At 67.6% G+C, this 21,203-nt stretch carries 13 protein-coding genes; 7 read left to right on the forward strand and 6 right to left on the reverse strand.

From position 1 onward, the window contains the following. Positions 1–94: 94 nt before the first annotated feature. The 6 genes from CFB47_RS26620 to CFB47_RS26645 form a co-directional block, all read right to left on the reverse strand. Positions 95–1,141 carry a transglutaminase family protein gene (locus CFB47_RS26620; RefSeq protein WP_089462809.1) on the reverse strand — a complete coding sequence of 349 codons (1,047 nt, stop codon included), beginning with the start codon at positions 1,139–1,141 and terminating at the stop codon, positions 95–97. After that, positions 1,135–3,741 (reverse strand): circularly permuted type 2 ATP-grasp protein, encoded by a 2,607-nt coding sequence (locus CFB47_RS26625; RefSeq protein ID WP_242808639.1) that lies wholly within the window; start codon positions 3,739–3,741, stop codon positions 1,135–1,137. The genes CFB47_RS26620 and CFB47_RS26625 overlap by 7 nt, the downstream gene beginning before the upstream one ends. Before the next feature lie 214 nt (positions 3,742–3,955). After that, positions 3,956–7,369 (reverse strand): DUF2126 domain-containing protein, encoded by a 3,414-nt coding sequence (locus CFB47_RS26630; RefSeq protein WP_089462810.1) that lies wholly within the window; start codon positions 7,367–7,369, stop codon positions 3,956–3,958. A gap of 96 nt (positions 7,370–7,465) precedes the next feature. Continuing rightward, positions 7,466–8,461, reverse strand: coding sequence for a transglutaminase family protein (locus CFB47_RS26635; RefSeq protein ID WP_089457988.1), 996 nt, complete (start codon positions 8,459–8,461; stop codon positions 7,466–7,468). Positions 8,462–8,469: 8 nt separating this feature from the next. Then, positions 8,470–9,411 carry an alpha-E domain-containing protein gene (locus CFB47_RS26640; protein ID WP_089462811.1) on the reverse strand — a complete coding sequence of 314 codons (942 nt, stop codon included), beginning with the start codon at positions 9,409–9,411 and terminating at the stop codon, positions 8,470–8,472. A gap of 64 nt (positions 9,412–9,475) precedes the next feature. Next, complete coding sequence (locus CFB47_RS26645; RefSeq protein WP_046547558.1) at positions 9,476–10,891, reverse strand: circularly permuted type 2 ATP-grasp protein; 1,416 nt, start codon at positions 10,889–10,891, stop codon at positions 9,476–9,478. 600 nt (positions 10,892–11,491) lie between these two features. On the opposite strand from CFB47_RS26645, the gene CFB47_RS26655 reads away from it, so the two are divergent. The 7 genes from CFB47_RS26655 to CFB47_RS26690 all read left to right on the forward strand — a co-directional run bounded on the left by CFB47_RS26655 (position 11,492) and on the right by CFB47_RS26690 (position 21,188). Further along, positions 11,492–12,490: a LysR substrate-binding domain-containing protein gene (locus CFB47_RS26655; RefSeq protein WP_089432519.1), complete on the forward strand. Its 999-nt coding sequence runs from the start codon at positions 11,492–11,494 to the stop codon at positions 12,488–12,490. A 712-nt stretch (positions 12,491–13,202) separates the two neighbouring features. Continuing rightward, positions 13,203–13,646: a hypothetical protein gene (locus CFB47_RS26665; protein WP_089462813.1), complete on the forward strand. Its 444-nt coding sequence runs from the start codon at positions 13,203–13,205 to the stop codon at positions 13,644–13,646. A 63-nt stretch (positions 13,647–13,709) separates the two neighbouring features. Then, positions 13,710–14,513 carry a hypothetical protein gene (locus CFB47_RS26670; protein ID WP_089462814.1) on the forward strand — a complete coding sequence of 268 codons (804 nt, stop codon included), beginning with the start codon at positions 13,710–13,712 and terminating at the stop codon, positions 14,511–14,513. A 105-nt stretch (positions 14,514–14,618) separates the two neighbouring features. Then, entirely contained in the window at positions 14,619–17,345 is a 2,727-nt protein-coding gene (pgaA, locus tag CFB47_RS26675; protein ID WP_089462815.1) for a poly-beta-1,6 N-acetyl-D-glucosamine export porin PgaA, read from the forward strand. An 18-nt stretch (positions 17,346–17,363) separates the two neighbouring features. After that, complete coding sequence (gene pgaB / locus CFB47_RS26680; protein ID WP_089443355.1) at positions 17,364–19,454, forward strand: poly-beta-1,6-N-acetyl-D-glucosamine N-deacetylase PgaB; 2,091 nt, start codon at positions 17,364–17,366, stop codon at positions 19,452–19,454. Next, positions 19,451–20,722 (forward strand): poly-beta-1,6-N-acetyl-D-glucosamine synthase, encoded by a 1,272-nt coding sequence (pgaC, locus tag CFB47_RS26685; protein WP_089442799.1) that lies wholly within the window; start codon positions 19,451–19,453, stop codon positions 20,720–20,722. The genes pgaB and pgaC overlap by 4 nt, the downstream gene beginning before the upstream one ends. Beyond that, on the forward strand, positions 20,700–21,188 hold the full coding sequence (locus tag CFB47_RS26690) for a Biofilm PGA synthesis auxiliary protein PgaD (protein ID WP_089442800.1): 489 nt from the start codon (positions 20,700–20,702) through the stop codon (positions 21,186–21,188). Before pgaC ends, CFB47_RS26690 begins: the two co-directional genes overlap by 23 nt. Positions 21,189–21,203 lie beyond the last annotated feature (15 nt).

The raw sequence follows: 21,203 nt of genomic DNA on the forward strand, positions 1-21,203 counted from the left end.
AGTCCGATCCGTTCGCCGGCATGATCATGCTAGGCGTGCAGTATTAACGAAGACTTAAACGGCAATCGCGTGGGCGCGCGGCATGCCGCATACGTCAGGGCGCGTCGAGCGGCTCCACCGTCACACCGACCTTCAGCTCCTGATCCGCGCCGCCGCCGCGAATCACGCCGCGCAGCGGCGTCACGTCCGCATAGTCGCGGCCGATCGACAGCATCACGTAGTCGTCGCCCGGCGCGCGATCGTTGGTCGGGTCGAGCTGCAGCCAGCCGTTGTCCTCGGGCCATGCCGGGTCGTACACCTCGACCCATGCATGCGACGCGTCGGCGCCGATCAATCGCGGCTGCCCGGGCGGCGGCTGCGTGAGCAGGTAGCCGCTCACGTAACGCGCGGCCAGTCCGAGCGAGCGCAGCGCGCCGATCATCACGTGCGCGAAATCCTGGCACACGCCCTTGCGCAAGCGCAGCGCGTCGAGCGCCGACGTCGTGATGTCCGTGCTGTTCGGCGTGTACGCAAAATCGGCATGCACCCGCCGCATCAGTTCCCACGCGGCCTGCACGAGCGGCCGCTGCGGCGTGAAGCTCGACGCCGCATACGCGGCGAGTTCGGGATCGCACGCGACATGCGGCGACGTGAACACGAATTCGCTCGCCGCGTCGTAGGGCTGCCCCGCGCGGAACCGCAAGCGGTCGCGCACCGCTTCCCACGCCATCGCCTGTTTTGGGTCGGGTTTCGCGATGGCGGGCGGCGGCTCGCCGCGCGCCCCGCGCGACCACACCGGCGGCGTCACGCGTACCGTGCTGCGGCTGCGCACGAGCAGCGCATCGTGCGGCTGGTTCAACGCAAACGACGCGCGCGCGTTGCCGAATGCGTCGACTTCGGTCCCGACGGATTCCGGCGCGGGGTCGATGTCGAGCGCGAACGACAGCACCTGCTGGCGCGGCGTGACGAGCGGCTGCAGGCGTGCCTGGTGCTGCGCCGATTCGACGCGCGCCGCGTAACGGTATTCGGTGTCGTGCGTGACGCGCAGCAACCTGCCGGGCGCAACGTCGGCCTTTGCGGCCGGCGCCGATGGCGGTGCCGATGTATTCCGCGCCGTGCCCGAACCGTGCGGCGCTTTCGCCGCGCCTTTCGTCGTCACCATAACGTCCTGCCCGCCTCGCGCACGTGGCTGAAATAGCGCTCGCCGATCCGGTTCGACAATTCCCATACCGCCTTCACCGTCGTGTCGAGCGCTTCGAGCAGCTTGTCGTGCCGGCCGCCGTCGGCGGTCTCGCATAGCTCGTGAAGCGACCATGCGGGAACGTCGGGAATCGTCTCGGCCAGCTCGGACAGCGCATAACCTTCGCTGCGCTCGACCTTCGTCAACCGGCCGCGCAGCGCCTGCACGACCCAGCCGAGCGAGCGCGGATTGTCGGTATCGAGCACGACGAGCGACAGCAGCGGCGCGACGTCGAAGCCGCGCTGGAACCGCGAGCGGAACGTGATCGTGCTGTCGAACAGTTCCAGCACGAGCTCGAAGCCGTCCTGCCGGTGCACCGCGCCTTCGTCGAAGGCCGCCTTCAGCACGCTGCACAGGAAGTCCAACCGGTCGATCTGCCGGCCGATCGACAGCAATCGCCAGCCGTCGTCGCGCGTCATGTTGTCGGTCTGCGCGCCGGTGATCGCGCCGAGCAGCAGGCCGAGGCGCTCCAGCAACTGCAGCGCCTCGTTGCCGATCTGCTCCTCAGCTTCCGGCAGGCCCGCGCTGTCGGCGAACAGCTGGGTCGCGTCGTCGATCAGCCGCCACTGATCGCTCGACAGTCGCTCGCGGATCGCGGCGGCCGCGCCCCGCATGCCGAACAGGCAGGATGCAATGCCCGACGTGCGATCCGCGCCGCGCGTCAGCGACGTCGCGAGCGTGTGCTGGAACGCACGCGGCGCATCGACGGCGTTCGGCGCGTCGGCCGCGATCAGGCCCGTCTCACGGCACAGCGTGTCGAGCAGTTCCAGGTGCGCGGGGCTGTCGACGTCGTCCTCGCCGCGCAGCCGTTCGAGCGCTGCGCGCGCGAGGCGCATCAGGTTGGTCGCGCGCTCGGTATAGCGGCCGAGCCAGAACAGGTTTTCAGCCGCGCGGCTCGCGATCGCGCGCGGGCGTTCGACGAGATCGTCGGGACCGAGGTGCGTCTGGAGCAGCGTCGTCGAATCGACGATGCCCTCGGTCATCACCCACGTATCGACGGTACTGCCGCCGCGCGGCATCGGCGCGTTGAACAGCGTGTCGCGCGTGCCGACCCGCGACAGCCCGCCGGGCAGGAGCCGCCAGCGCTGCGCGCCGTCGGCGAGCGCGAACACGCGCAGCAGCATCGGCTTCGGCACGATACGCGCGCCGCCGTTGCTGTCGGGCGCGTCGTGGCCCGGCCAGGTCGGCGCCTGCGACAGCGGCAGGTCGGCCTGCACCGTGTAGTGCTCGGGCCGCGCGAGAATCCGCGCGCGCCACTCGGCCAGCTGCGCCTGCGTGAGCCGCGCGCCGATCACCGGCTCGAACGGCCCGCCGGCCTGCACGTCCGGTGGATAGGAGGCCTTGACGATGCCGCGCGCGAGCTGCGGCAGCGCGTCGTCGCACGCGGCCGCCTCGCCGCACCACCACGAATGCACGGCCGGCAGCGTCAGCGTTTCGCCGAGCAGCGCTTCCGCGAGACGCGGCATGAAGCCGAGCATCGCCGGCGATTCGAGGAAGCCCGAGCCCGGCGCGTTCGCGAGCAGCACGTTGCCCGCGCGCACCGCCTGCAGCAGCCCCGGCACACCGAGCATCGAATCGGGCCGCAGTTCGAGCGGATCGAGCCACGCGTCGTCGACGCGCCGCAGGATGCCGTGCACCGGTTCGAGCCCGGCCAGCGTCTTCAGGAAGACGCGGTTGTCGCGTGCGGTCAGGTCGCCGCCTTCGACGAGCGTGAGGCCGAGGTAGCGCGCGAGATACGCGTGCTCGAAATACGTCGCGCTGTGCGGGCCCGGTGTGAGCAGCACGATCCGCGAATTCTTTCGGGTCGGGCTGAGCGCCTGCATGCTCTGCAGCAGCGCGCGGTATGCCGACGCGAGCCGCTGCACGCGCAGCCCGCGAAACCCGCGCGGAAAGAGCCGCGACACGATCAGGCGGTTTTCGAGGAGGTAGCCGAGGCCGGCCGCGCCCTGCGTGTGCTGCGCGACGATCCGCCACTGCCCGTCCGGGCCGCGCGCGAGGTCGAACGCGACGACGTGCAGCCAGGTATCGCCCGGCACGCGCGCACCGCGCATCGCGCGCAGGTAGCCGGGATGCCCGGTGACGAGCGCGGGCGGCAGCAGCCCGCGCTCGAGGATCGTCTGCGGCCCGTACAGGTCGGCCAGTGTCGCGTTGAGCAACCGCACGCGCTGCAGCACGCCGCGCTCGATCGCGACCCAGTCCTCGGGCGTGACGATCATCGGCAGCAGGTCGAGCGACCACGGGCCGGCCGCGCCGTCGCCGGCGCGCTGCTCGTGCAGTTGATAGAACAGGCCGTTCTCGCGCATGCGGCGGTGCAGCGCGTCGGCGCGGCGATCGAGGTCGGCCACGCCGTCGCTGCCGATCGACGTGAAGAAACTGCGCCACGCGGGCGCCAGCGCAGGCGCGTTCAGGCCGGCCGCGCTGCCGCGCAGTTCGTCGTAGCGGCCGGCGGCAGCCGGCGCCGCGAGCGCGGCGGCCAGTTCCGCGGCATCCGGCTGCGCGCCGGTATCGAAAAGCGTGGGCATCGCGTCGAGGGCGGCGAGATGATCGGTGTCAATGGGCGGCACGATGTCGTTCCGTCGTCAGGGCGCGGCCGCGCACGCGCGCCGCCACCCGGGCAGCGGGCTGCGGCGCGCGTCCGCAATCTGCCCGCATCCTAGCATTCCGGCACGGCCGCCAGCGACCGAAACCGCCGGGTATCGCGAACCGCGCATCGTCATCCGCGTCGTCATCGTCCGGTCACGGCCGCCGCAGGTCGAGCGTGAACGGGAATTCGCGGCTCGGCGCGGCAGCCGCGACATCCATCCGCCCCGGCGTATGCCCCATCTCGACGAAGCGCGCGAGCCGGCGGCTCTCGGCCTCGTACGCATTGACCGGGAACGTCGCGTAGTTGCGCCCGCCCGGATGCGCGACGTGGTAGCGGCAACCGCCGAGCGAACGCTGCAGCCACGTATCGACGATGTCGAACGTGAGCGGCGCGTGCACGCCGAGGGTCGGATGCAGCGCGGACGGCGGCGACCACGCCTTGTAGCGCACGCCCGCGACGTATTCGCCGACGGTGCCGGTCGGCTGCAGCGGCAGCGCGCGGCCGTTGACCGTCACGACGTGCCGGTTGTCGTTCAGGCCCGTCACGCGCACTTCGAGCCGTTCGACCGACGAATCGACGTAGCGCACCGTGCCGCCGGGCGCGCCCTCCTCGCCCATCACGTGCCACGGCTCCAGCGCGCCGCGCAGCGACAGCTGCATCCCGTTCACCGCGATCTGGCCGAACAGCGGGAAGCGGAATTCGAAGTGCGGCGCGAACCATGCCGGATCGAACGCGAAGCCGGCGTCGCGCAGTTCGGTCAACACGTCGTCGAAATCCATCTGAAGAAACGCGGGCAGCATGAAGCGGTCATGCAGCGCGGTGCCCCAGCGCGTGAGCGGCGTCGTGTACGGCGCGGCCCAGAAACGCGCGACCAGCGCGCGCAGCAGCAATTGCTGCACGATGCTCATCCGCGCATGCGGCGGCATCTCGAACGCGCGCAGTTCGAGCAGGCCGAGCCGGCCGGTCGACGAATCCGGCGAATACAGCTTGTCGATGCAGAACTCGCTGCGGTGCGTGTTGCCGGTCACGTCGATCAGCAGGTTGCGCAGCACACGGTCGACGAGCCACGGCGGCATGTCCTGCCCGAACAGCAGCTTGTTGCGCTGGATCTCGGCGAACGCGATGTCGAGTTCGTAGAGCTGGTCGTTGCGCGCCTCGTCGACACGCGGCGCCTGGCTCGTCGGCCCGATGAAGAGCCCGGAGAACAGGTACGACAGCGACGGATGGTTGTGCCAGTACGCGATCAGGCTCGCGAGCAGGTCCGGGCGGCGCAGGAACGGGCTGTCGGCCGGCGTCGCGCCGCCGAGCACGAAGTGGTTGCCGCCGCCCGTGCCGACGTGGCGGCCGTCGACCATGAACTTCTCGCTGCACAGCCGCGATTGCCACGCGGCGTCGTACAGGAATTCGGTGTGGTCGACGAGCTCGTCGAAGTTGCCGGCCGGATGGATGTTCACCTCGATCACGCCGGGATCGGGCGTCACCTGCAGCAGCTTCAGCCGCGCGTCGCGCGGCGGCGGATAGCCTTCCAGCACGAGTTTCACGCCCAGCGCGTGCGCGGTCAGCTCGATCGCGCCGAGCAGCTCGAGATAATCCTCGAGCGCGGCAAGCGGCGGCATGAACAGGTACAGGATGCCGTTGCGCACTTCGACGCACAGCGCGGTGCGCGTGATCCACGCGGCCGATTCGAAGCGCTCGGGCTGGCGACCCGGATCGCGCGCGGCCGGCCGGCCGTTGCCGGCCGTGCCGTCGTCGCGCCACTGCATCACGGTCTGCGCGGACGCCTCGCGATGCACGCCGGACAGGTAGCGCGGCGCATCGGCCGGGCCTGCGTAGCGCGCGCGGATCGCGGCGGCATCCGGCAGCGCGTCACGCGGCGCGAACGGGTCGCGCTCGACGAGATACGGATAGTCGGCGCGGCTCGCCCACGGCAGCGAATCGAGCGGCAGCCGATAGCCCATCGGCGAATCGCCGGGCACGAGGTACATCCGCTCGTCGCGGAAGAACCACGGGCCCGTCTGCCAGCGCGGGCCGTCGAGGCCGGGCGCGGCTTCCGTACGCTTGACCGGCAGCACGTAGCCGACCACGCTGTCGAGTTGCTGCTCGAAGACCTTGCGCAACCGCGCGCGTTCGAGCTCGTCGTCGAGACGCGAGTCGAACGGGTCGACGTTGACCGGCAGCCGGCGCTCGCGCCACAGGTAGTACCACACGTCCTCGTAGCCGGGCCGGATGAATTCGTCGGTCAGGTTCAGCCGCGCGGCGAGCGCATCGATGAAGCGCTTCGCGTCGTCGGTCGTATAGGCGGACGGCTCGCGCTCGTCGGCGAACAGCGACGGATCGTGCCACACGGGCTGGCCGTCGGCACGCCAGAAGATCGACAGCGCCCAGCGCGGCAGTTGCTCGCCCGGGTACCACTTGCCCTGCCCGAAATGCAGGAAGCCGCCGTCACCATATTCCGCGCGCAGCCGCTGCACGAGTTCGGTTGCATAGCCGCGCTTGGTCGGGCCGAGCGCGTCGGTGTTCCACTCGGCGCCGTCGCGATCGTCGATCGACACGAAGGTCGGCTCGCCGCCCTGCGTGAGCCGCACGTCGCCGGCCGCCAGCGCGCCGTCCACCTGCGTGCCGAGCGCCAGCACGCCGTCCCATTGCGATTCCGTGTACGGCTTCGTCACGCGCGGCGATTCGTACACGCGCGTCACGGTCATCTCGTGCTCGAACGACACCTCGCACTCGTCGATCAGCCCCTCGACCGGCGCGGCGCTGGTCGGCTGCGGCGTGCAGGCCAGCGGAATGTGGCCTTCGCCGGCGAGCAGGCCGGAGGTCGGATCGAAGCCGATCCAGCCGGCGCCCGGCAGGTACACCTCGCACCATGCGTGCAGGTCGGTGAAGTCGACCGACGTGCCGCTCGGGCCGTCGAGCGACTTCACGTCGGGCGTCAGCTGGATCAGGTAGCCCGACACGAAGCGCGCGGCGATGCCGAGATGACGGCACAGCTGCACGAGCAGCCATGCGCTGTCGCGGCACGAGCCCGAGGCCAGTTCGAGCGTCTGCTCGGGCGTCTGTACGCCCGGCTCCATCCGCACGAGATAGCCGATGTCGTGCTGCAGTTGCTGGTTCAGCGCGACGAGGAAGTTCACGGTGCCGGCCGGCGTGCGGTCGACGCCGTCGAGATACGCGCGGAACAGCGCCGACGCACTCGTCTGCGGATCACACACGAGATACGGCGCGAGCTCGGTCTTCAGCGCGTCGTCATAGCTGAAGGGGTATTGCTCCGCGCTGGCTTCGAGGAAGAAGTCGAACGGGTTGTACACCGACATCTCGGCGACGAGATCGATCGTGATCTCGAAGTGCTCGGTGCGCTCCGGAAACACGAGCCGCGCGAGATAGTTCGAGAACGGGTCCTGCTGCCAGTTGATGAAGTGCTGCGCGGGCTCGACCGTCATCGAATACGCGAGGATCGGCGTCCGGCAGTGCGGCGCGGGCCGCAGGCGCACGACCTGCGGGCCGAGATTGACGAGCCGGTCGTAGCGATAGCGGGTGGTGTGATGCAGCGCGACGTGGATGGACATGGGAGCTCGGTTCGGGTTGGGCCGGCCGCGCGCCGCGTCGCGCTCGATGCGACGCGGCACCCCGGCCTGGCGGATTCGGCGAAAACGTGCGCGAGGTCAGACGAGCTCGGGCGTCTGCACGACGCTGATCTCGACACCGACGGCCGTCGCGCCGAGCCCCGTCACCGGCTGCGCGTCGCGATAGTCGAGGCCGACCGCGATGCGCACGTAGCGCTCGTCCGGGCAGCGATTCATGAACGGATCGAACCCGACCCAGCCGAGCCCCTCCACATACGCCTCGGCCCACGCATGGCCAGCGGGCTGCTGCGTCAGCCCGGCCGCCTGCGACTGCGCGCCGTGCGCCGGCTGCGGCATCCCCTGCGATTGCGACTGGGATTGGGACTGCGCGGCATGCGATGCACCGAGCACCTGCTGCATGCCCTCGCCGCTCTGCAGCGCGAGCGCTTCTTCCTCCTCGACGTCGCCCGCGTTCTGCTTCGCGTCGGCGATGCGCTGCATCGCGCTGTCCGCCAGCACGTAACCCGAAATGTAGCGCGCCGGAATCTTCAGCACGCGCGCGGCCGCGATGAACGCATGCGCATGGTCGCGGCTCGTGCCCTCGCCGCTTTGCAATGCGGTTTCCGCGTCGACCGGAGCGTCGGCGGCCAGGTTCGGCGCATACGCGATACGGTCGTGCACTTCCGTCATCAGCCAGTGCAGCGCGTCGAGGCTGTGCGGCTCGATCGGCAGCGCCTGCGCGAGTGCGCGCACGGTGTCGCCCGCCTTCGTCAGCGCCGTTTCGCGCTCGAAGATCCACGGCGGTGCATAACCTTCAGGATGACCGAGTATGCCCGCGCGGTCCTGCGTCTCGACGACGCCGGCCGCGACGACGACGATCTCGGCCTTCGCGCCGCGGTCGTGCCGCACGAGGTCGATCCGGTTGCCGAGCCCGTCGGCATAGGACAGCGACGGCTCGACGCCGTCGATCGTGACCTGCCACGCGCGCACCGTCTGCCCGGGGCCCGACTGCGGGCGCAGCCGCAGCCGTTGCAGCGCATGGGTGGCTTGATCGTCGAACTGATAACGCGAGATGTGTCGGATGGCGAGTCGCATGGCAAGTCTCAGTCGAAGTTGTAAGCCTGGGCGATTTCGAGCCCGAGGCTGTTGTTGCGGCCGATGAAGTCGGTCAGGAACTCGTGCAGGCCGCTCTTGAAGATCCGCTCGACCGAGGTATCGGACAGCATTTGCAGGATCTTCGTGGCCGTGTCGTGACACGGGTGTGTCACGCCGTAATCCTTTGCGAGCAGGTTCAGGCTCGACACGACGCGCCCGTAGCAATAACGCAGCGATCGCGGCATGCGGCCGTTCAGGATCAGGTAGTCGGCGATGTTCATCGGCTTGTACTGCACGTCGTACACCCAGCGGTACGAACGGTGCGCGGCGACGCAGCGCAGGATCGTCTCCCACTGGTAGTTGTCGAGGATCGTGCCGACGTGCGACACCGACGGCAGCAGCAGGTGGTATTTCACGTCAATGATCCGCGCGGTGTTGTCGGCGCGCTCGACGAAGGCGCCGATCTGCGCGAAATCGAAGATCTCGTTGCGCAGCATCGTGCTGTAGAAGCTGCCGAGGATCAGCGCGGTTTCGCGCTTCACCTGGTCGAGCACGGCCGGCAGCTCGCTCTCCGGCACCGGCTGCGCGAGCGCGCGGCGCAGCGCGAGCCACGCACCGTTCACGCTCTCCCATGCCTCGCGGGTGAGCGCCGTGCGCACCATCCGCGCGTTCGAGCGCGCGGCGTCGATGCACGACAGCACGCTGGACGGGTTGTCGCGGTCGCGCAGCAGGTAGTCGGTCACGGTATCGGCCGCATACACGTCGTATTTCTGCCGGTAGCCGTCGTCCGTGCCCGAGCTGACGAGCACCGACGACCATTCGGCCGGCGCGTCGGACGTGCGCGTGAGCGCCATCCGCAGCCCGGCATCGACGATGCGCGCGATGTTCTCCGCGCGCTCGATATAGCGGTACATCCAGTAGAGACCGCTTGCAGTACGTCCCAGAAGCATCTCGTGTCCACTCCGTCTTCGTTCGGTTGGCGCCCCGGTCGCGGGGCGCGCGGTCGCGTCCGGCTCAGTCGGCCAGCACCCAGGTGTCCTTGGTGCCGCCGCCCTGGCTCGAGTTGACGACGAGCGACCCCTCCTTCAGCGCGACGCGCGTCAGCCCGCCCGGCGTGATGCGGATCCGGTCCGACACCAGCACGAACGGCCGCAGGTCGACGTGGCGCGGCGCGAGGCCGGCTTCGGTCAGGATCGGCGTCGTGGACAGCGCGAGCGTCGGCTGCGCGATGTAGTTCGCGGGGCGCGCGCGCAGCTTCGCGGCAAACGCTTCGAGCTCGGCCTTCGACGCGCACGGCCCGACCAGCATCCCGTAGCCGCCCGAGCCGTGCACTTCCTTCACGACCAGTTCGTCGAGATGGTCGAGCACGTATTTCAGGCTGTCGGCTTCGCCGCAGCGCCAGGTCGGCACGTTCTCCAGCAGCGCCTTGCGGCCCGTGTAGAACTCGACGATCTCCGGCATGTACGAGTAGATCGCCTTGTCGTCGGCGATGCCGGTGCCGGGCGCGTTCGCGATCGTGATGTTGCCCGCGCGGTACACGTCCATGATCCCCGCGACGCCGAGCACCGAATCGGGGCGGAACGTGAGCGGATCGAGGAACGCGTCGTCGACGCGGCGATACAGCACGTCGATCGGCTGGAAGCCTTCGGTCGTGCGCATCGCAACGCGGCCGTCGATCACCTGCAGGTCGCTGCCCTCGACGAGATGCACGCCCATCTGGTCGGCGAGGAACGAATGTTCGTAGTACGCGGAATTGTGGATGCCGGGCGTGAGCACGGCGACGGTCGGGTTGTCGGCATTGCCGCCCGGCGGGCACACGGCCGCGAGCGACTGGCGCAACATCTGCGGATAGGTCTCGACCGGGCGCACCTTCACCTGCTGGAACAGCTCCGGGAAGAGCTGCATCATCGTCTCGCGGTTTTCCAGCATGTACGACACGCCGGACGGTGTGCGCGCGTTGTCCTCCAGCACATAGAATTCGTTCTCGCCGGTGCGCACGATGTCCACGCCGATGATGTGCGTGTAAACGTTGCCGGGCGGCCGGAAATCGATCATTTCCGGGATGAACGCCTCGTTGTGCGCGATCAGGTGCTTCGGCACGATGCCCGCGCGGACGATTTCCTGGCGGTGGTAGATGTCGTCGAGGAACGCGTTGAGCGCCATCACGCGCTGCTCGATGCCGAGCGACAGCCGGCTCCATTCGGCGCCCGAGATGATGCGCGGGACGATGTCGAACGGAATCAGCCGCTCGGCGGCCTCCGCGTCGCCATAGACGGCGAACGTGATGCCCGTCTTGCGGAACACGCCTTCCGCGTCGTAGGCCTTCTGGGCGAGGCTCGCGGGATTCTGCGTGTCGAGCCACTGCTTCAGGCGCGCGTAGGGCGCCCTTACCATGTCGCCGGATTGCAGCATTTCATCGAATGGCTTCATCGATCTTTTCTCCATCGATCGTTTTCCCCGGCATTGCGCATGCCGGACCGGCGTAATGAATGCTTTGCAAGGAACGTGCCTTGCGCGATCCCCTCGATATCCCCCCGTTTTTGCGCCGCGCCGGGCACGCCCGCGCGGCATTGCGCACCATCACGGTGCAGCGTCCGACGCAACGGGCGACGACGGTGCGTCGCCGGCGCGCACGGTTCATGCTGCGCCGCGTCTGTCGAACATAGTTCCCCCGCGTGTCACGAATGTGCAATCTGCACTGCACAAAAAACGGCTCGCCCCGGCACCGGGCCACCGGAACGAAAGACTGGGAAGGCGGGCCGGCACGCGCACGGCGCAACCGGCCCTGGGGGAAGTACCGTCTGCGGCCGCACCGGCAGTTCGACGCGATGAACTGTCCGGTTAGCCGGGTCCGGCACCTCAACGCTATGCAGCCGTAATCCCGCCGACAACGCCCATGCATATTTCGACTGACACCCATCGAAAAAAAACATCGGGCCGAGCGGCGCGAGGCGCGGTACGCTAGAACGTTCGTGCAGCACACGGTGCCGCCGCCTTTCAGGCGCCCGACTATAAAAAGCGAAGATCGAAATGGAAGCAAAGTGGCTGGAAGATTTCCTGAGCCTTGCGGATACCAAGAGCTTTTCCCGGGCCGCGCGTAACCGGCACCTCACGCAATCGGCATTCAGCAGACGAATAGCGGCACTCGAAACCTGGATGGACGCGAAGCTGGTGGACCGGAGCATCAACCCGATCACGCTCACGCCAGCCGGCCAGATGTTCCGCGGCCTCGCCGCGGACATCCTGCGCAGCATGTATGCGGCGCGCAATCTCGTGAACGGCTACGACCAGTTCGCGGCCAGCGACCAGGTCGTGCGTTTCGCGGTGGCCCATACGCTCGTCTTCACGCTGTTTCCCGAATGGCTCAAGCAGCTCAACGGCGAAGTCGGCCACGTCACCGCGCGCGTCAACGCGGTGAACGTGCCGGAAGGCGTGCAGCAGCTCGTCGAAGGCGAATGCGACCTGCTGCTCGGCTACCATCATCCGCAGTTGCCGATCGTGCTCGACCCGAACCACTTCCCGTTCGTCAGCCTCGGCGTCGAACGGATCCTGCCCGTGTCGACACCCGATGCGCGCGGCAAGCCCGTGTTCCAGCTGCCGGGCACCCCCGATGCCCCGCTGCCGCTGCTCGCGTATTCGTCGGGCGCGTTTCTCGGCAACATCGTCGAGATGCTGCTGCTGAACGCCACCGAGCCGTACGTGCTGCATCGCTGCTTCGAGACGCACATGTCCGAGGCGTTGAAGGGCATGGTCGTGGCCGGGCACGGGATCGGCTGGCTGCCGGAAAGCTGCGTCGCGAAGGAACTCGCGGAAGGCACGCTCGTGTGCGCGGGTTCCGGCGACTGGATCACCGAGCTCGAAATCCGCCTGTACCGGTCGGCCCGCAAGCGCGGGCTCGCGGCCGAGCAGCTGTGGACCTACATCATGAACCGGCCGCGCACGGCGGTCGACGGGGCCGCCGGCGCGGCCGAACCCGCAGCCGCACCGGCGATGCGCATCGCCCGGCGCAGCGCGGGCGGCAGCCGCTGATCGTCGCGTTCGCGTCGTTCCCGTGGACGACGCGAACGCAGTCCGGTTGGCGGAAATCCGATATGCGCGTGCATGCGCGCAGCGCCGCTTCCCGCAGTACACGACCCGCTTTTCGGTAGCAAGCGACGATCCCGCTTTAGCCTGAAAAATGCCCGTTCCGGACGCGTAATCGATATCAGACGAATCGCAATCGTTTGCATTCCGAAGATGAACTTTTTACGTCCGACAGCGCACACCGGCATTTTCCGTCTGATTATCTGGACAGAAATAACCTGTTACAGAACAAATTAAAAGTTTCGATTTACCTGTAACAATCTAAACTACCAACAACACCTCTTCCGCGTTTCATATTGCGCGACCTGTATCTGGATCGATATCAATTCTGCCGGGACACAGTCGCAAAAATTCCTTTTATCAGTCGTTATTTTTCGGCACGAATGTCGATACATCCGACGTGATTCAATGCGTGCAGGATCATCGCTACCGAATAGCAATTTTCATATTCGGCAATATCGACTTTCTTCATAGTTAAGAGAATCATACAAATCCGTCGTTATCCTATTTAAATAGGATCATTTAACGGCGTCCCATTCAGGCCACACGCGGTTGTTGGTTCAAAAGCCATCGTGTATCAATAGCGTGTCGCAAAAAGAACGTTGGCAAATCTGACTCGGAATAAATGCTCGCCATTCATTCCGGACGGGAGGTTGCGATGTCTTCCTCGTTTCGACAGCATGCTCGCCCTTTGCTGGGCGTCTTCATCGGCACGCTCTGCATGAATGCAATGGCCCAGACGCTCGCGTCCCAGCCACCCGCATCCGCGCCCGCGCCTGCATCCGGCCCGGGTGGGGATCGCTACGTCATTTCGTATATCTGCGGCGATGCGCGGATCGACGGTACCGCGCCGCTGCCGCCCGACGGCCGGCCGTACAACCTGGGTGTGTCGTTTGCTTCGGCCAAGACGGGGCAGCCGCTCTCCAACGTCCAGGTGCGCCTGCGGCGACATGGCCGCGTACTCGTCGAATTCAATGCCGCAGGGTCGCGTTGCCTGTTCAGCGTGCCCGATGCGAGCTACCGGGTCGAAGGAACCTATCAGGGCGCGACCCAGTTCGCGATCGTCGAAACCGGTGCGCTGACCACGCAGTTGAAATGGTGAGCGCCATCTGAGCGCACCCCATCACGGTCTTACATCACACCGTATCGAACCGAGGAGACATGAATGACGCGTGCAGAACGACAGGATGGCTCGCCCGCCCACCAGCCGAAACCCTCCTGGGGTCCCGGAAAGAACGCGGCGCTCAGCTTCGCCGCATTCGCCGCGATCTTCGGCATCTTCGCGTACGCCGAACGGGACACGACGGTTGGCCATGCGAGCGTGACGCACGACATTGCCGGCGCGATCGGCACCGCCGTCGGGAAAACCCGCAACGCGATCATGACGCTTGCGTCGAGGGCAACCGCAACCGGTACGTCCGGTACATCGGCCGAGCCCGGGCCAGCCGCGACACACGCGCAGGCCTCACCGCCCGCGCCGCTGCCGCAGATCGCGTCGACTTCGGGTGCGCCCGAGGTCTCCACCGTGCCGCCCGTCACCCTCGCGGTCAAACCGGACACCGCGCCGCAGCCCGCCCCCCACGCCGTCGCGAAACAGGGGCAGTCGGCGCATGCGCCGCCCGTGACGCTCGCGGCCGGTACGCATGCGGCATCGGCCTACGGTCGCGCCGCCACGCGGCACGGGGCCGCGCATCGTGCGCAGCGTGCCGAAGCGCTGGCCGGCACGAGCAGGCGCATGGATTTCGCGCCCAAGCCCCGACCGTATGGCACCGACACCCTGCGCATGCAGACGGCCAGCATCACGCATGCGGAGCTGGAAAGCGCGCGTGCGCTGGCGAAGGCCCGCTCGTGCGCGGTGATCGACGAATGGGACTGTGTGGAACACAACGCGAGCCGGGCGCTCGCGATCGACCCCAGGAACAGCGAATCGCGAGCGTTGCTCGGTCAGGCGATCCGCAACCGGCTGTAAGTCGGGTCCGCATCGCCGGGCGCTCGCAGCCCGGCCGCGCGACGTGCGACGACATGCGTCGTCACGCGGGCCACCGACGTGATCGTTTCAACAGGAGGACACCTCGTGGACAACAATCGGAAACAACAATGCACCACCGTCGCTCCGTCCAGCCGACGGCTCCTCCAGCATGCGCCGCTGGTGTTGCTGCTCGTCGCGTCCGGCCCCTGCTTCGCCGCCGACGGCGATCCGGAAGCGGGCCGCGTCAATGAATTCGCCGGGACCCACGACACCCCGGATGCGGTGCCGCGCGGTGCGCAGCCGACGGTCGTGTCGATCCAGATTGCCCAGGCCGAGGTCCCCCCGCCCCCACATGCGCCGACGCCGATCGCGCAGGCTTCGGATGCGTCGATGCAGATCGCGCAGGCGTCGAACCCGCAGCCGCCGACCCTGCCGACCACGGTCGTAGTGGAACCGGAGGCGCCGCAATCGAGCGCCGCGGCACCGGATGCGCGATCGACGGAGTCGGCGCATACGGCGCATGCGGCGAATACGGCGAATACGCCGGCACCGGTCGCGCACACATCGACAGCGCCGATGCTGCTTGCGCAGGCCGAGAACGCCCGCCCGCCCGAAGCGACGACGTCTGCCGCCTCGACGATGTCCGACACGTCCGCCTCCCCTTCGCCGACGCCGATCGCGCCGCCTTCGGCCACCCCGCCGAAGCGCGAACAAGCCGCACCCGCCACGCCGCCGCTCGCGCCGATGCAAACCGCGCAAGTATCCGGCACCCCGATGCCGAACTCGCCCGCGCCCGTTCCCCAGATGCCTGGCGCGCCGCCGCCGTCGTCCCCGGCGCCGAACGCGCAGACGCCCGGCGCCCAGCTGCCCGGCGAGCCGACCCAGCGATCGCAGGGGCCCGACGTCGAGACGCCGAATGCCCAGGCACCGAATCTGCGTACCGCCGACGTCGAGACCGTGCGCAACGACGTGTTCGGCCTCGCGGCGAGCGGCGGCGCGGTCAAGGCGCTCGATGAAGCGAAGGCCCGCCCCGATGCGTTCTCCGCCGTCGACATCGCGCAACTGGAAGAACTGTCGATTCGCCAGCAGGTGCGCGGCGGCCGCGACAAGTCGCGCTCGATGACGAGTGCCGACCGCTTCGACGGGATCGACAACGCACTGCGCGCGGCAGACGACCTCGACAAGCGGATGCCGGCCACGCCCGAGTACACGCCGGTCAGGACTGCGCTCGCGGGCGACCGGACGGTCGCCCTTGCGGCACGCGGCGACATGAAGCAGGCCGTCGCGACGTTCGAGACGATTCCGTCCAACGCGGAAATCTCGATCGACGCGCTGGCGGCCGTGGGCGACGCCTACCTGTACCTGAGCGAACCGGGCAAGGCGAATGCCGTGTACCAGCGCGCGCTGAAGCAGGCCACCGCGTCGCCGACGGATCGCGCGACCCGCGGCTTCCAGTACGGCGAGCGCACGCGTCCGATCGAACTGCGCGAAGGGCTGTTCTGGTCGTACGTCGACCAGGGACGCGCGGCGGACGCAAAGCGGGCGCTCGACGACATGGGCGCGTCGCTGCCACCGGCCAAGCAGGTGACCAACGTCGGTCCGGGAGAAAGCGACTATCTGCGCTACTACCGGCTGCGTGCGCAATACCTGGTCTTCACGGGCCACCCCGATGAAGGGATCGCCGCACTCGAAGAACTCGAGAAAGAGGTGCCGTTCAACGCGGAGGTTCGCGCCGCGCACGCCGACGCGGTGTCGGGCCAGGCGCATCCGCGCCAGGCGATCGCGATGTATCGCGCGTCGCTGACCGACCACCCCGACAGCGTCGAGATGCTCGCGGGCCTCGGTCGCGCATCGCTCACGGCCGACGACTACGCGACCGCGAAGTACGTCGACCAGACGCTGGACAACACGTTCCCGGACAGCGGCGCCGTGCGGGGCTTCAAGCGCGACTACAACGCGTACCGCAGCCCGGTGTTCACCACCGACCTGAGCTTCGAGCACGGCAACAGCGCACTGGCCGACAACAGCTTCACGTCGGACAGCTACCTCTATTCGCAACCGTTCGGCGACAACTGGCGGGTCTTCGCGCACACGTTCTACGGCCATGCGCAAACCGACGGCGGCAGCGTCAGCCGCACGCGCACGGGCATCGGCGGCGACTACCGGCACGGGCCGCTCACCGTGCAGGGCGAAGTCACGCGCTCGCTCGGCGGGGACGGACGCACGGGCGGCCGCGGATCGATCGCGTATGCGCTGAACGACTACTGGACCGTCAGCGGCGGACTCGATTCCAACGACAACTCGCTGCCGTGGAAGGCGTACGCCGCGCACATCTGGGGCCGCTCGGCGAACGTGTCGGTGGTGTATCGCCAGAACGACCGTCGCGAGGTCAAGCTGAGCTACGGGGTGAGCCGCTACAGCGATTCGAACTTCCACCAGGAGATCTCGGCGACCGCCACGCAGCGCGTGTACACGACCGCCACCCAGCAGGTCAACGTCTCGCTGGATCTCGGCACCGACAGCAACACGCGCACGAACGCGCCCTACTTCAGCCCGGGCCGCGACTACGCGGCCGCGGCCACCGTCATGCACCAGCTGACGCTGTGGAAGAAGGGCGACATGGGGTTGCAGCAGCGCGTCTCGGTGTCCGGCGGCATGTACAACGAGCGCGGCTTCGGCACCAGCGCCCTGTGGAGCGCGCGCCTCGAGCACGCGTGGACCTTCAAGCACGACATCACGCTGAGCTATGGCGTGGAGGTCGGCAGCCACGCGTACGACGGCCAGCGCGAACGCTCCGAAACCGGCTTCATGTCGGTCAACCTGCCGTTCTAGCAAGGAGATCGAGCCATGCTGCAATCCAGACGGACCTTCATGTGCGGATGCATGGGCGCATTTGCCGCCTGTTCGCTGTTTCCGGGCGTGACCAGCGCCAGGATGATCGACCTGCTTCCGCCGTCCGATCCGGCCGACGGCAAGACGTTTCGCGTGATCTGCATGCATGACGTGCGCGACAACCTGATGGCGACGTTCAACTCCGGTACGGCGATGGTCGACGCGTTCGCGGTCGATACCGGCACGCTGACCGCCATCTTCTCGTGGCTGCAGACCAACAACTACCACACCATCACGGTCAAGCAGATCGAGGAGTCGCGGCACGGCGGCAAGCCGCTGCCGCCGCGCTCGGTGCTGCTCACGTTCGACGACGGCTTTCGCAGCCACTACACGAAAGTGCTGCCGCTGCTCGAGCGCTTCAAGTATCCGGCGGTGATGGGCCTCGTCACCGCGTGGATCGACACCCCGCCCGATACGCCGATCCGCATCAGCGACAAGGTCCAGGTGCCGCGCGACTATTTCCTGTCGTGGGACGAGGTGAAGAAACTCGGCCAGTCGGAGTTCGTCGAGCTCGGTTGCCACACCCACAACCTCCATCACGGCGCGGTCGCGAATCCGCAGGGCAACGAATTGCCGGCGACCACGTCGCATCTCTACCTGCAAGACCAGAAGCGCTATGAAACCGACGCCGAATTCGAAGCGCGCGTGCACAACGACCTGCAGACCTGCGTGCGGCAGATCCGCGAACGGACCGGCATCGTCGCACGGTCGATGGTGTGGCCATACGGCGCGGAAAACCAGCCGGTGCGCCGGATCTCGACGTCGCTCGGGATGGACATCCAGTTCAGTCTCGATGCCGGCCCGAATACGCCGGACGTGCCACTGGACCGGTTGCGGCGGATCCTGATGATGTACGACGTCGACATCGGCGGGTTCGAGCGCTCGATGCGCGAGCCGGCGTCGAACCGCGGCGACGTCGACGTGCCCGAGCGCACCGTGCAGGTCGATCTCGACCAGGTCTACGATCCGGACCCCGCGCGGCAGGAAGCGAATCTCGGCAAGCTGATCGAACGCATCTACCGGATGCAGCCCAAATCGGTGTACCTGCAGGCGTATGCGGACCCGAAAGGCACCGGCGTGGCCGAATCCGTGTATTTCCCGAACCGGCACCTGCCGATGCGCGCCGACCTGTTCTCGCGTGCCGCGTGGCAGCTCAATACGCGCGCCAACGTGCAGGTGTACGCGTGGATGCCGGTGCTCGCGTTCCGGCCGCCGGCCGACAAGCTGCGCGGGCTCGAGGCCGTGAGCGCCTACGGCGGCGCGCCGGCCCGCGAGAACGGCACGCGCACGTTCCGGCTGAGCCCGTTCGACCCGGATGCGCGGCTGATGATCCAGCAGGTCTACGAGGATCTCAGCAAGCACGCGTCGTTCAGCGGCATCCTGTTCAGCGACGACGCGGTGCTCGACGACTACGAGGATGCGGGCCGGCACGCGCTGCGCATCTATTCGCAATGGGGGCTGCCGGCCGACGTCGGCAAGATCCGCGAGAACCCCGACCTGCTGAAGCGCTGGACCCGGCAGAAGTCGCGCTACCTGATCGACCTGACCAGGCAACTGGAGCAGATCGTGCTGGCCCATCAGAACGTGGGCGACGTGCTGACCGCGCGCAACATCTTCGCGATGCCGGTGCTCAAGCCCGAATCGGAAGCGTGGTACGCGCAGAACTACGACGATTTCCTCGCCAGCTACGACTACGTCGCACTGATGGCGATGCCGTACATGGAGCAGGCGAAGGATCCCGAAGGCTGGCTGGACCAGCTCGTGAAAGCCGTGCACGCGAAGCAGCGCGGGCTGCAGCGCACCGTGTTCGAACTGCAGTCGTACGACTGGCACGCACAGAAGCCGGTGCCGGCCAGCACGCTGCTCGCGCAGATGCGGCGGCTGCGCAGCGAAGGCGCGGTGAATTTCGGCTACTACCCGGACAACTTCCTGAACGGGCAGCCGGAGCTCGACGCGATGCGCGACGTGATGTCGCTGAAGTCGCGCCTCGACCCGACCTCGATCAACGCGCTGATGCAACAACATACGCAGGGGACGAAGACGCCATGACCACCCACAGCATCATCCAGCGCCTGCAGGATTTCGTCTTCTACTACCCGTTCTTCATGTCGTACCTGTGGATGATCGGCGGCGTCGTGCACTACTTCCTGCTCGAGGAAGGCCGCGAGCTGTCCACGCGGACGATCGCGTCGAGCGGCATTCCGAAGATCTCGATCGTCGTGCCCTGCTTCAACGAAGCCGCGAACGCGCGCAGCGTGATCAGCCACCTGGACCGGATGCAGTATCCGAACTACGACATCATCGCGGTCAACGACGGCAGCCAGGATCGCACCGGCGAGATCCTCAACGAGCTGGCCGTCGAGATCCCGCGGCTGCTCGTGATCCATCACGCGCGCAACGAAGGCAAGGCGGTCGGGCTCACGACCGCAGCGGCCGTGTCGAACGCGGAATACCTGCTCTGCATCGACGGCGATGCGCTGCTCGCGCACGACGCGATCGGCTGGATGCTCGAGCATTTCCTGACCGATCCGGGCGTCGGCGCCGTGACCGGCAACCCGCGCATCCGCACGCGCACGTCGCTGCTCGGCCGCATGCAGGTCGGCGAATTCTCGTCGATCGTCGGGCTGATCAAGCGCACGCAGCAGGTGTACGGCCGCATCTTCACGGTATCCGGCGTGATCACGATGTTCCGCAAGACCGCGCTCGCCGACGTCGGCTACTGGAGCTCGGACATGCTGACCGAGGACATCGACATCAGCTGGAAGCTGCAGTGCCGCGACTGGCGCGTCGTGTACGAGCCGCACGCGCTGAGCTGGATCCTGATGCCCGAGACGGTGAAGGGCCTGTACCGGCAGCGGCTACGCTGGGCGAAAGGCGGCATCCAGGTGCTGATGAAGTACGCGGGCACGCTCGCGCGGCCGACGCAGATGATGATGTGGCCGCTGTTCGCCGAGTACCTGATCGGCATCGCGTGGGCGTACTCGATGACGTTCATCCTGCTGCTCGCGCTCATCAATGTCGTGTACCCGCTGCCGCAAGACTGGCACGTATCGGTCGTGCCGCACTGGCACGGCATGCTGCTGGTCGCCACCTGCATCCTGCAACTGATCATCGGCAGCATGATCGATCGTCGTTACGACGAAAAACTCCTGATGTATTTCCTGGACACCATCTGGTATCCCGTCGCCTTCTGGCTGATCAGCATGATCACCACCGTCGTCGCCCTGCCAGCCATCGTGCTGCGGGGCCGCGGCAAGCGGGCCGTATGGGTCAGCCCCGACCGAGGCATTCAACATGAAGAACGCACCGATTATTGACCTTTCCCTGCGCGCACCGCGCGAACTGATCGCCGAGCGCGGCCGCGTCGTCGGGTCCGTGCTGACCATCTGGTTCCGGCTCCTGCGGCCGGCGCTGGTGGGCGCCGTGTGGGCATCGATCTGCATCTACACGTACCGCTACCTGCTGCCGTTCAATCCGGCCGAGATGCCGATCGAACAGATGGTGTTCTACGCGACCAGCATCGCGCTCATCGCGGGCACCATCGTCATGTGGCTGATCGCCGGACGCGTCGTGCATCCGCTGGCCTACCGGCTGCGCGTGTCGAAGATGCTGCGGCGCTCGGCCAGCGCGAAGGTGCGCTCGGTGCCGCCGACCGTGCTGGCAAGCGCCCGCCGGCGCGGCGCGCGGCGCACGACGCGCATTCTCGTCGCGTCGCACGACGCGAACGGCTCGATTTCCGACATCGAATGGGTAGCCCATGCGGGGCCGCAGCCCCGCGAGTAGGTCAGCGGAGACGCG

The organism is Burkholderia sp. AU27893 (assembly GCF_002223205.1).
Taxonomy (GTDB): Bacteria; Pseudomonadota; Gammaproteobacteria; order Burkholderiales; family Burkholderiaceae; genus Burkholderia.